Genomic DNA, 12,126 nt, shown 5'->3' with positions numbered 1-12,126 from the left:
GTCATTTACATAAAATGTGCATCATTTTACTAAAAATCCACCTCGAATGATACCAAGAGTGTGGATAACTTGTGGGTAACTCTGAAGACCTAACAAAACAGCCAGTCGAGCACCTATTTTAGGTGGTCTTCAGCAAATAGTTTAAGCGGCTCACATAACTCTTATCGTCTCGATACACCCCAAAGCCAGAGTTTTTAGAATTGCCCAACTTAGTAGAGGGCAAATACTGGTAATTATAAGCCGCTAAGGGCAGAGGCACAAAATCAATACCATGGCCACCTAATGGGTGACAGCGCCCAATACGTTTTAACAATAGCCAACTGCCTCTTCGCACTCCATGCCACGCTAAAGCTTGTTTGCCATAATTAGAACACGTTGGATAATATCGGCAACGGGCAGGAATGATTGGGCTTATCATTTTTTGATAAATAACAATAATGTAATAAAAAAAATAATATAACAAAAATTTTATTTTTTTATAAATTAAATTCATTTTATTTTTTTTCTATTTTTTTAAAAATATTAATTATTTCATTTTTTAATTCTTTGTTACCTAATTCTTTAATTGATTTTTTTACAATAAAAACAATATCTTTATTTTCTAACATTGAAGACTTTACGCGAAACTGCTCACGTATTTGACGTTTTATTAAATTTCGAGCGACCGCAGTAGGTACTTTACGCTTGGTAATCGCCATACCGACTCGAGGCTGCTCATGCGTATTGGTGCGTACAAAAGCCATGAGATGGCTTTGGTGTAGCTTACGCTCAGGAGCGTCAAACACTTCACGGAAAGCCGCAGGCGTTAGCAGGCGTTGTGCTTTGGTGAAGCGGGCAGTCGATGTAGCTGGAACAGTAGTGGACATAGTACAACCTAGTATAAGAGCTGGTGACAATATCAGAAATAACCATAAAATATAGAGACAAAAAAAGCGCCTATTTGGGCGCTTTTGATATACGGCTACGTGTCAGTTGTGATGATTGACTATCGCAATCTATAAACAATAGAAACACAACAAGCACTATTAGCCATGCTTATCGTTATCTAGTAATTATACAGTAAGACGATGACGTCCTTTAGCGCGGCGACGAGCTAAGACCTGACGGCCTTTTTTAGTTGCCATACGAGCACGGAAACCGTGAGTACGTTTACGCTTGATCACGCTTGGTTGGAATGTACGTTTCATAACTCACCTATCAAAATAATGGACTAAATTCGTAATAACGGAGGATTATACCATTGCATTGTATTTTGGTCAATAAACTAATTTTTTGTTGTCAACGTGATGATTAAATTCTTTCAACTGAACTGCAGAATTCCATTAATTTATTAGTTACTGACTGGCTGATCTCAGTCTTAATTTCATAAAGTTATCCACAGAAATCGTCGTGCTCTATAATAATTAATGATTAATATATATAAATATTGTTGTTATTGGGAGCACGATTATCTGGGGTTAAGTCTTATTTATCCTTTATTATCAAAATACTAGACTATGGGTAAACCTGTGGATAACCTGTGGGTGAAATATGGATAACTTGGGTTATTGACTTATCCACAAAACTATCCACAGTCTTATCCACAAAAAACAGGATGTTATCCACAGGGTATTTGTGTTAGATTAGCCCCCTGCTTGATATATGATTTTGGCGTATTCTCTAATGGTTTTTTTGAGATAGTACTCAGCGACAATATCGGATGCTGGTCGACCAATTATGCCGTTTAGGCACCTTTATTATTTCGGATTATGGGGTTATTGTTTTTCATGATAGATACAGCAACTATTTGGGATAAATGTCTAAACGACCTACGTTATAACGTCAAAGATAATGTATTTACTATGTGGTTAAGACCTTTGTCAGCCCATCAAGAAGCACAAACGCTGATCATTCTTGCGCCTAACGATTATTTTGTGACGTATATCAAAAAAAACCATCTGCAAGATATCCAGCAACTGGTGGCTAAGCACAGTCAAGGTGTTATCGAAGAAGTGATCGTGCGGGTCGACAATGCGGGTCGAGAGTCAGATGAAAATAATCAGTCACAATCAGGTTCGCTATTTGTAGAGGACAAACCCTCCCCTACCCCTGCCGAGCACAAATTTGAATCTATACATCAGAATAATGCGCGTGCAGATATCGATGCCAACATGCGTCACGCTGCCTTAGTAGACTCTGCTGATGCCAAATCTTTGAGCTATCTAAACCCTGACTTTACCTTTGAGACTTTTGTTACTGGTAAGTCTAATAATCTGGCGTATAAAGCTTGTTATGAGCTTGGTAAACGCCAGTCAAAAAACCGTCATAATCCTTTATTTATATATGGCCCTTCAGGATTGGGAAAAACGCATTTAATGCATTCGGTAGCACATCGCTATTTAAAAAATAATCAAAGTTTTTATTATTTCACTTCTGAAAAATTTATTAATCAATTGGTTTATTCATTAAGAAATAATAAAATAGAAGATTTTAAAAAGAAAATAAAAAAAGTAGATTTATTGATTGTAGATGATATTCATGTCTTAGCAGGAAAGACTAAAAGTAGTAATGAGTTTTTAACGTTATTTGCAGATTTTACCAGTGGTGACAAGCAACTGATTTTGGCATCAGATCGTCATCCCTCGCAAATGACGGAGTTTGATGAACGTTTTAGATCCCGTTTTTCTTGGGGTTTGACGGTGGCTGTTGATCCACCTGAGATTGATACACGAGTACAAATATTGCAGAAAAAAGCGGCATCACATGGCATGACACTGCCTAAAGAATGCGCATTATTCATCGCTCAAAATGTGGTTTCAAATGTTCGGCGTTTAGAAGGTGCTCTAAATCAAGTATTTGCCAATGCCAATTTGACGGGTGCACAGATTACTCTCGAAATGGTGCAATATGCGTTGAAAGACATCGTCGCAATGCGTGTCCAAGCCGTGAATATGGATAATATTCGTAAAGTGGTTGCTGAGTACTATGATGTGACTATCAAGGATATGATGGGCCGTAAGCGCACGCGTAGTATTGCTAGACCACGCCAAATAGCCATGGCATTATCACGTGAATTGACCAGCGATAGCTTTCCGGAGATTGGACAGTCTTTTGGCGGTCGCGATCATACGACGGTGATGCATGCTTGTGATAAAGTTAATGAGCTGCGCGCCGCCGATCCTGCGTTCGATAAGGATTACAAGACACTTGCGCTGATGTTACAAGCAGGTTAAAGGCGTATGCAGTCGCTAAATTTAGGGTGTGGCTGCACTATTTTTAGGCTGTGGTTACACTATATTTTAGTCGGCTGATATGGTTTATAATATTGCGAGTGTCAACAGACAGATACCTTATGGATTATCGTCAGTAGACAAGGTATTATTGAGTCATTATTTTACATTTATATAAAAAGAATCATTCAAATAAGAGTAACTAAGCATGCAATTATCGATTAATCGAGAGTCGTTACTAAAAGCTATTAACCTGATCGCCAAAGCCGCTGACAAACGCCACAATATGGTTATCTTGGGTAATATCAAGCTACAGTTGTCTGAGTCAGCGCTTATTTTGACCGCTTCTGATTTAGAGGTAGAGCTGACATCGACGTTGAAATTGCCTGCTGGTGCTTGCGTGGAAGCAGGGACAACCACCTTACCTGCGACCAAGCTGAAAGATATCTGCAAATCTTTACCAGCACAAGCACAAGTCAGTCTTGCCACGCAAGAGAACGAGCGCTGTTTGTTGACCAGTGGTAAGAGCCGTTTTACCTTGGGTACATTGCCTAGCGAAGATTATCCAAGCTTGGGCAATCCTGAAAACATCACACCGTTGACCATCAGCCGTAGCCGTCTTACTGATTTGATTCATAAAACCCAGTTTGCCATGGCCATTCAAGATGTCCGTTATTATTTAACTGGTATGCTGTTCGATGTTTCACAGCAGCAGCTAACCACCGTTGCGACTGACGGACATAGACTGGCATTGGCGCGTAGTGTTATTGATGTGAGTGCAGATCTGAACATGCAAGCCATCCTGCCGCGCAAAGCGGTGATTGAGCTTGAGCGTTTGGCCTCTGAGCTTGGTAAAATGCTAGGTGATCAAGATAACGCAGTAACGCTAAGTTTCGGTCGCGAGTTTTTGCAAGTAAGCTTGCCATTCGGTGAGGTGGATAGTGCAGGGCAGGTGAGTGATAATCTAATGGTTACCTTTACCGCGCGTCTGATCGACGGTAAGTTCCCTGACTATCGCCGTGTCATGCCAAGCAATACCGATAAATTGGCTTTGTTTAATCAAGAGAAGATGACGGATGTGCTACGCCGTGTCGCGATTTTGAGTAACGAAAAATCACGTGGCGTGGTGTTTAATTTCGCCAGCGACGGTATGGTAGAAGTACGCGCCAATAACGCTGAGCAAGATGAAGCAGTTGAGATGATACAAGCTAAGTATCAAGGGGAGCCGATGGAGCTGTCCTTTAATGCCGCCTATTTGCAAGATGTGCTAGGTGTCATCCAAGGTGATTTGCAAATGCATATGAGCCAATCTAACGCCTCAGTGCTAGTAAATCAGCTGAATGATGAATTCCATCAATATGTCATTATGCCAATGCGTATATAGTGTTTTTAGTTTTTTCGGAAGACTGTTGGTTAGACCGTGGCACTTGTCCTGTTAGACGGTGTCGCTATCTTTATAGCGTTGTTTTAAAGACCGTTTTTATATTCAAAACTAACATCTGCAACCTCAAAAAATCTTTAACTAATTAAACTTTTGCCTGCTAAAATGTAGGTGGCGAAAATAGGCGGCTGTCGACATTATGATTGAACGTCTACAAATCTCACACCTACGTAACCTCAGCCAAGTCAATCTACCTGCCACTGCTTGCAACGTCATTATCGGCGCGAATGGTAGTGGCAAAACCTCGCTATTAGAAGCGATATTCTTATTATCAAGAGGTAAAAGCTTTCGTCATCACCAGCCCAAACGCTATATTCAGCATCATCAAGACAACGCGACGGTACATGCTAAGCTCAGTGACAGCAGTACTTTAGCGATTCAAAAGCAAGCCGATGCGACGACGATACTACGTCTTAATCAAACCACGGTCTACAATCAAAGCATCTTAACCGAGCAGCTCCCCACACTATTGATAGATCCCTCTACGATGGACATGTTAGAGCAGGGCAGTGCCAGTCGTCGGCAGCTGTTGGATTGGTTGGTGTTTCACATGAAACAAGGCTTTCATCCGCAGTGGGTGGCTTATCAACGCCTGTTAAGACAGCGCAATAGTTTGCTAAAAAAATCGCGTCATTTGACCCAAGTTCAACTCGCTGAGCTAAAAGCATGGGACAAAGGTCTGAGCAATCATGCAGCGCTTATCCATCACTATCGAGAACGAATATTTAGCGAATGGCAGCCTTATTTTGCTCAAAGCATTGCTCAGTTATTGCCTACTTATGCGGAGCAATTAAGCTTGAGCTATAGCGCCGGTTACGACACCAATGTTGCGCTCGATGTGCAGCTTAATGAGCGTTTAGAGCAGGATTTGCAGCTGGGCTATACCCGCATCGGTAACCACCGTGCTGATATCCATGTCCATTGGCGCTCTAGCGAGCCGCTAGCCATGCATGAAGGGCAGCTAACTAAAAGCACGAAAGTAGAAGGCGATGTGCACACGAAATTACCCGTTTTAAAAGAGCAGGCCGCTAATGTATTGTCGCGTGGTGAAAAGAAACTATTGATCACCGCATTGCGCTTATCACAGTTGCCGCTGCTACTTAATACTGAAAAAGGTACTGATAACTCTAACAATGATTTTAAATCACGAGTGACACCCGTGGTACTGTTAGATGATATCACCGCAGAGCTGGATGATAGGGCGATTGAGATTTTATTGTCAACGCTAGCACAGCTGCCTTGTCAGGTATTTATGACCAGTTTAACCGAGGATATCGTGCCGCTAGTCAATAAATTCTGGTCAGAACCTAATATGTTTCATGTGAAACAAGGTCAAATCTCATCTGCCCAATAGCAATTATTTTTGATATTATTGCCTCCTTGCCTTGTCGTCAACTCTGCATTTGATCTATAAATTCCACCCTTATTCCAACATAATTTTCACTATCCTAAAATACTTGACGAATAGTGATAAAACTGCCAGTAAACAGTGACTTAGAAGGGAAAAAATGCTAAAATGGGGCTTTATTTTTGTCCTATTCTCAGCAAGTTATCTTATGGCGTGATATAGAGTTTTTTTATTATCTATAAAATTCTAAGTGGCTGATAAACATGCGTTTTATTTATTTTACTTGGCTTCAATAATGTTCAAAAAAACAGAAGCTAGTATTAAAAAAATGAGCGCTAATTTTATGTCTTTAAAGACCCGCCACAAAGTTGTAGCTAACGCTATTTAGCTACTAATACGCATGAAAGACTTTGACCATAAAACGTTAAGTCTAAGATAACATCGTGAGGCGTCACCGTAATGGTGCGCCCGTGATGGGCTGATGATGGCTAGATTAAGGAATGCACATGAGTGATTCATTACCTACCGATTACGAGCAATTGACAGCCGATACGACAGTTTCAGATGCTACAGTGTCAGATACTGTCGTTGACACGATTGTCCCTGCCGCCGTTCCTGAGAGTTTACCTTCTGATTATAGCTCCAAAGATATCCGTGTCTTACGCGGTTTAGAAGCCGTGCGCGTGCGTCCTGGGATGTATATCGGTGATACCGATGACGGCACTGGCTTGCATCATATGGTCTTTGAGGTAGTGGATAACTCTATCGATGAAGCGTTGGCCGGTCATTGTGATCAGATCGATATCGTCATTCACGAAGACGAGTCGGTCAGTGTCATGGATAATGGTCGCGGTGTCCCTGTCGATATCCATCCAGAAGAGGGTGTGTCAGCGGCGCAGGTTATTATGACTGTCCTGCATGCAGGCGGTAAGTTCGATGATAACAGCTATAAAGTCTCAGGCGGTCTGCATGGTGTCGGCGTCTCAGTCGTTAACGCATTATCTAAAAAGCTGGAAATGAATATCTGGCGTGAAGGCTATCACTACCATCAGACTTATACCGATGGTGTGCCTGATGCTGACATTCAGCAAATGGAGGCAACGGATAAAACCGGTACTCAAATCCGCTTTTACCCTAGTAACGACGTATTTACTGGCACTATCTTCGAATATGATATTTTAGCCAAGCGTTTGCGTGAGCTGTCGTTTTTGAACTCAGGTGTACGCATCGTCTTGACCGATGAGCGTATCGATAAGCGTCATGAGTTTGAGCATAAAGGCGGATTGTCAGAGTTTGTGAGCTATATTAATGCGGGCAAAGATGGCGTCAACGAAGTCTTCCATTTTGATAGTGAGCAAGACGACGGCATCAGTGTCGAAGTGGCACTGCAATGGACAGATACTTATAACGAAAAGGTACTGTGCTTTACCAACAACATCCCGCAGCGCGATGGTGGTACGCATTTATCAGGCTTTCGTTCAGCATTGACTCGTTGTCTAAACAGTTATATGGATCGTGAAAACTTATTTAAAAAAGAGAAAGTGACCGCGACGGGCGACGATGCGCGTGAAGGTCTGACCGCAATTGTCTCGGTTAAAGTGCCTGATCCGAAATTCTCTAGTCAAACCAAAGATAAGCTGGTCTCAAGCGAAGTAAAATCTGCTGTTGAATCGGCAATGCATGACAAATTCAACGACTTTTTGTTAGAGAATCCAACGGCTAGTAAAGCCATTGCAAATAAAATCATTGATGCAGCACGAGCGCGTGACGCAGCTCGTAAAGCGCGTGAAATGACGCGTCGTAAGACCACTTTGGATATCGCCGGTTTGCCTGGTAAGTTGGCCGATTGCCAAGAAAAAGATCCAGCGCTTTCAGAACTATATATCGTGGAGGGTGACTCTGCAGGTGGTTCAGCGAAGCAAGGTCGTAGCCGTAAGACTCAAGCGATTTTGCCACTAAAAGGTAAAATTCTAAACGTTGAGCGTGCGCGTTTTGACAAAATGCTATCATCTGCGGAAGTGGGTAACCTAATTACCGCGCTTGGCTGTGGTATCGGCCCTGATGAATATAATCCTGATAAAGTACGCTATCATAAAATCATCATCATGACCGATGCCGACGTTGACGGCTCACACATTCGTACCTTGCTGTTGACCTTTTTCTTCCGTCAAACGCCAGAGCTGATCGAGCGTGGCTATATTTATATCGCTCAGCCACCACTATATAAAGTGAAAAAAGGTCGTCAAGAGCTGTATCTAAAAGATGATGAAGCGCTTAAAGCGTATCTACTGTCATCTACGATTGACAATACCAAGCTACATATCAGTGAGGATGCACCTGCGATTACTGGGCAAGCGTTAGAAACGCTATTGAACGACTATAACCAAACGCAGCTGATCAAAGCCCGTTTGCAAATTCGTTTTCCAGCGGTGATTTTGGATGCTTTAACGCATACGCCGAAGCTTAGCACTGACATGACTTACGATAAGTCTGCTATGCAAGGGTGGCAAGAGACTATGCAAACTCAGCTTGAGCACTTCGGTAGTGATCTGAGCCCTGAGATTGAATTGATTAATATTCATGCGCCGCAACCAAAAAATATGGATGCAGCCGCTGCAGACTTATTGGGTATGAAACCTGCCGTAGCAGCTGAAGATGGCGACACTTCTGACGGTGAAGCGTTATCGGCTAAAGCACAATGGTTACCTCGCATTACGGTTTATGTGCATCAATTGGCCCATCATTATCTGCTAGATGCAAGCTTTATCAATTCAGGCGAATATACCAAGTTGCTACGCTTATCGGCGGAATGGAACACTTTGCTTGAGGATAGTGCGTTTATCCGCCGCGAGAATACTACGGGCGCTAGCAAAGATATCCCAGTCCGTGACTTTGATTACCTCTGGCAGCAGATGATGCTTGATGCGCGTCGTGGTCTAGCCATCCAGCGCTACAAAGGGCTAGGGGAGATGAACGCCGATCAGCTGTGGGATACGACGATGGACCCTGAAAACCGTCGTATGCTACGCGTTACTATCGAAGATGCCATCGCCGCGGATCATATGTTTACCTGCCTAATGGGCGATCATGTCGAGCCACGTCGTATCTTTATTGAAGAGAATGCGTTAACGGTTTCTAACCTAGATATTTAAATAGCATAATATTGTGACTTACTAAAAAACCACCGCTTTGGTAATCAATGCGGTGGTTTTTTAATGTTAAGATTGTTTCACGTGAAACTTAATCAAAAATAATATCCTGCTGATATAAAATTTTCTCGCTCGCTGTGCGCTGCGCACTCTAGAGGCTTCGAAAAATTTATTTCAGCAGCATTGTAGTCTTTTTAAATTGAAACGACTATAAACCTTCATTAAACTGTCTCAGTTATAAATTATTAGCATAAGTGAAAAAATAAAATGATTGAAGTCGTGCTACTTGCTGTTGCTCTAGCCATGGATGCATTTGCCGTCGCGATTGGGCTGGGTGCTAAGTCGCAAAAACAGAGCAAGCAATATTTGCTGCGTTTAGCTGTCTATGCGGGTTTATATTTTGGTGTTGCGCAGGGTATTATGCCGCTTATTGGCTATTTGTTAGGCGCGGCACTTTTAGGTTGGCTGGCTGCTGCTGCACCTTGGATCGGTGGCATTATACTGATCGGTCTCGGTGGCAAAATGCTGTATGAGGTGTTTGCTGGCGATGGGGAGGATGCGGTAGACAGTGCGCTTCATCTAAAAGCCCATGATATTGATACGGCTGGTGACGAAGTGGCAGTCATTCATACTGCAAACAACCATATCAATCATCGCACTATGCTTACGCTCGCTATTGCTACTAGTATTGATGCCATGGCGGCAGGGTTTACGCTTAATTTATTGGCGTTGAATGCTTGGTTGGCTTGTTTAATTATCGCTGTAGTCACTGCTGTATTTGGGCTGTTCGGTGTTTATTTAGGCTGGCGCTCTGGCACATGGTTAGAGGATAAAGCAGAGGCATTAGGTGGATTTGTACTGATTGCGATTGGGCTAAAGGTGATGTTTTTTTAGCTATCGTTAGACCTAAATAAAATCAATGTATCACTATCTCATTATTCTCAATAAAAAGCACCGCTCTGGGTTCCAGAGCGGTGCTTTTTTTGTTTCACGTGAAACTTTAAGAATTAAAAACGGTAGCTGCTACTCTTCGTCAGTGTTAAAACGCCATGCCAATATACGAGTGTTTTTCTGTCCTTGGCTCATCTCAATAATGCGCATCTGTGTGACATCGAGCTGCTTTAACAATAGTTGTAAAGGCTTAACATTTTCAGATTTTGATACCAAGCTAGTAAACCAGCCAACATGCTCGGCAAAGTCTTGGCTCTCTTTTATCATCTTAGTTAAAAAGGTAATCTCGCCGCCTTCACTCCATAGCTCTTTATGCTGACCGCCGAAGTTTAAGTTTTGTGCGGCATTGCCAGATTTCGTTGAGCTACGGCTTACTTGCTCGCTTTCGTTCTTACCACGATGTCTTTGCAAATTATGCTGCTTGCGAGTATTGGATTCCATCGCCTCTTCTAATGAAGCATGGAACGGAGGGTTGCACACGACCACATCGAAGTAATCTTGACGACCGATGATGCCTGCAAAAAACTTTTTTGGGTTAGGTTGCAGCTTAACTTTCACCGCGCCTTTTAACTTTGGATTGGCATCGCAAATTAACGCTGCGGTATTGACCGAAATAGGGTCGATATCGCTCGCGGTAAAGCGCCAACCATAACTTTGACTACCGATAATCGGATAAATGGCGCTGGCACCCGTACCGATATCTAAAGCGTGGATTTCTTTGCCCGTTGGCGGGAGGTTATCGTCATTGGTATGACTGGTTTGCGCAAGTAAGTCGGCAACATAGTGAATGTAATCTGCGCGTCCCGGAATCGGTGGACATAGGTAACCTTCAGGAATGTCCCAAAACTTGACGCCATAATAATGGGCCAATAGCGCCTGATTAAGCACTCTTACCGCTTGATGATCAGAGAAGTTAATCGTTGGCTCGCCATTAGGATTGGTAATCGTATGCTTGGCAAGCTCTGGCAAGGCACGGGTCAATACCGCAAAGTCATAGCGACCTTGGTGCGGATTGCGCGGATGTAGCTGACCGAGTTTTTTAGCAGTCTCAGGCGATCTGTTTCTGTGATTGTTGGCGGTCGGGCGACGGTTCATAGGCTTACTGGTCATAGTATCGGGCTTTGATGTTTGAATATAATGCACCATTTTAGCAGATTTTGCATGTAACGAAGGTCTTATCGGCTACGTAAGATAAGATTTAATCCCAATACAATCATCGCTGTACCCAAGACGCGGTCTATCCAATGCTCAAAGCGTTGAAAGCGGCGATGAATCACAGGGATAGAAAGTAACATCACCACCGTGCTAAACCATGCCATCTGCAAGACCATCATCCATACGCCATAGATTGCTAACTGCCAAAGCGGTATGTCAGGTGACAATACGAGGGTAAATATCGCCACAAAATAAACCGGCGCTTTTGGGTTAAATACATTGCAAAAAAAGCCACGACGTAGAATGGCGAAAGTTGAGTCGCTATTAATAGTTGAGTCTCTATTAATAAAAGGTTTTTTGGTGGAAAGCAGCTGTGCTTGCTCGGTAGTCGCGGCTTGTGGAACATCAATGCGTACATTTTCTGAAGCTGCTAAATCTAATGATTTTTTCGGTTTGGCTTGAATACCTTGCCATCCGAGATAAATCAGGTAGCTACCACCCAACCATTTAATAGCGGTCAATAGCGGCTGTGAATGAGCGATCACTGTTGCCAGTCCCAGCACCGAATAGATAATGTGTACAGCAAGACCCAAGGTAATGCCAAGGCTACAAATCAAACCTGTGCGCCGACCTTTTGCCAATGTCTGCTGTGATACCAAGACAAAATCAGGCCCTGGAGAGGCAGCAGCGAGTAGATGAACGCTAGTGATCAGCAAAAAACCGTGCCAAAATTCCATAAAATGCTCTGAGTCATGTCTTAGTTTGAATAATAGTTGCACTTATCGCAAATCAGGTCAACTAATATTGATGTCAGCTATTCATCAACGCGAAAACGGTGCTTGCGTTGCAGAGGGCGTATGTCTATATTAAAAG

Annotated in this window: 10 protein-coding genes; 5 read left to right on the top strand and 5 right to left on the bottom strand. The window is 42.8% G+C overall.

Features of this window, described 5'->3' with window-relative positions:
• Nucleotides 1–118: 118 nt before the first annotated feature.
• The 3 genes from yidD to rpmH all read right to left on the bottom strand — a co-directional run bounded on the left by yidD (nt 119) and on the right by rpmH (nt 1,187).
• Nucleotides 119–493, bottom strand: coding sequence for a membrane protein insertion efficiency factor YidD (gene yidD, locus IE130_RS07285; RefSeq protein ID WP_189583882.1), 375 nt, complete (start codon nt 491–493; stop codon nt 119–121).
• A gap of 1 nt (nt 494) precedes the next feature.
• A complete protein-coding gene (rnpA, locus tag IE130_RS07280) occupies nt 495–866 on the bottom strand; it encodes a ribonuclease P protein component (RefSeq protein WP_189583879.1) in 372 nt (123 codons plus the stop codon).
• Between the two features lie 186 nt (nt 867–1,052).
• Nucleotides 1,053–1,187, bottom strand: coding sequence for a 50S ribosomal protein L34 (rpmH, locus tag IE130_RS07275; protein ID WP_007394757.1), 135 nt, complete (start codon nt 1,185–1,187; stop codon nt 1,053–1,055).
• A gap of 579 nt (nt 1,188–1,766) precedes the next feature.
• On the opposite strand from rpmH, the gene dnaA reads away from it, so the two are divergent.
• The 5 genes from dnaA (at nt 1,767) to IE130_RS07250 (ending at nt 10,041) form a co-directional block, all read left to right on the top strand.
• Nucleotides 1,767–3,212, top strand: coding sequence for a chromosomal replication initiator protein DnaA (dnaA, locus tag IE130_RS07270; protein ID WP_189583876.1), 1,446 nt, complete (start codon nt 1,767–1,769; stop codon nt 3,210–3,212).
• A gap of 205 nt (nt 3,213–3,417) precedes the next feature.
• Nucleotides 3,418–4,593 carry a DNA polymerase III subunit beta gene (gene dnaN, locus IE130_RS07265; protein WP_189583873.1) on the top strand — a complete coding sequence of 392 codons (1,176 nt, stop codon included), beginning with the start codon at nt 3,418–3,420 and terminating at the stop codon, nt 4,591–4,593.
• Between the two features lie 196 nt (nt 4,594–4,789).
• Nucleotides 4,790–6,004: a DNA replication/repair protein RecF gene (gene recF, locus IE130_RS07260; RefSeq protein WP_189583870.1), complete on the top strand. Its 1,215-nt coding sequence runs from the start codon at nt 4,790–4,792 to the stop codon at nt 6,002–6,004.
• Nucleotides 6,005–6,504: 500 nt separating this feature from the next.
• Nucleotides 6,505–9,150: a DNA topoisomerase (ATP-hydrolyzing) subunit B gene (gene gyrB, locus IE130_RS07255; protein WP_227669968.1), complete on the top strand. Its 2,646-nt coding sequence runs from the start codon at nt 6,505–6,507 to the stop codon at nt 9,148–9,150.
• A 264-nt stretch (nt 9,151–9,414) separates the two neighbouring features.
• Entirely contained in the window at nt 9,415–10,041 is a 627-nt protein-coding gene (locus IE130_RS07250) for a manganese efflux pump MntP (RefSeq protein ID WP_189583867.1), read from the top strand.
• A gap of 129 nt (nt 10,042–10,170) precedes the next feature.
• Here the strand turns inward: IE130_RS07250 and rlmF are convergent, their stop codons facing one another.
• Together rlmF and IE130_RS07240 are read right to left on the bottom strand one after the other, a co-directional pair.
• Nucleotides 10,171–11,208, bottom strand: coding sequence for a 23S rRNA (adenine(1618)-N(6))-methyltransferase RlmF (gene rlmF / locus IE130_RS07245; RefSeq protein ID WP_189583864.1), 1,038 nt, complete (start codon nt 11,206–11,208; stop codon nt 10,171–10,173).
• A gap of 65 nt (nt 11,209–11,273) precedes the next feature.
• Nucleotides 11,274–11,990 carry a LysE family translocator gene (locus tag IE130_RS07240; RefSeq protein ID WP_189583861.1) on the bottom strand — a complete coding sequence of 239 codons (717 nt, stop codon included), beginning with the start codon at nt 11,988–11,990 and terminating at the stop codon, nt 11,274–11,276.
• Nucleotides 11,991–12,126 lie beyond the last annotated feature (136 nt).

Origin of the sequence: Psychrobacter glaciei (assembly GCF_014652895.1) — a bacterium.
GTDB lineage: Bacteria > Pseudomonadota > Gammaproteobacteria > Pseudomonadales > Moraxellaceae > Psychrobacter > Psychrobacter glaciei.
Note: the sequence above shows the minus strand (reverse complement) of the source record. Positions and strands in the feature narration are given on the sequence as shown.

Coding starts and splice junctions, on each gene's coding strand:
- yidD (WP_189583882.1), bottom strand. CDS start 493: ATGAATTTAATTTATAAAAAAATAAAATTTTTGTTATATTATTTTTTT.
- rnpA (WP_189583879.1), bottom strand. CDS start 866: ATGTCCACTACTGTTCCAGCTACATCGACTGCCCGCTTCACCAAAGCA.
- rpmH (WP_007394757.1), bottom strand. CDS start 1,187: ATGAAACGTACATTCCAACCAAGCGTGATCAAGCGTAAACGTACTCAC.
- dnaA (WP_189583876.1), top strand. CDS start 1,767: ATGATAGATACAGCAACTATTTGGGATAAATGTCTAAACGACCTACGT.
- dnaN (WP_189583873.1), top strand. CDS start 3,418: ATGCAATTATCGATTAATCGAGAGTCGTTACTAAAAGCTATTAACCTG.
- recF (WP_189583870.1), top strand. CDS start 4,790: ATGATTGAACGTCTACAAATCTCACACCTACGTAACCTCAGCCAAGTC.
- gyrB (WP_227669968.1), top strand. CDS start 6,505: ATGAGTGATTCATTACCTACCGATTACGAGCAATTGACAGCCGATACG.
- IE130_RS07250 (WP_189583867.1), top strand. CDS start 9,415: ATGATTGAAGTCGTGCTACTTGCTGTTGCTCTAGCCATGGATGCATTT.
- rlmF (WP_189583864.1), bottom strand. CDS start 11,208: ATGACCAGTAAGCCTATGAACCGTCGCCCGACCGCCAACAATCACAGA.
- IE130_RS07240 (WP_189583861.1), bottom strand. CDS start 11,990: ATGGAATTTTGGCACGGTTTTTTGCTGATCACTAGCGTTCATCTACTC.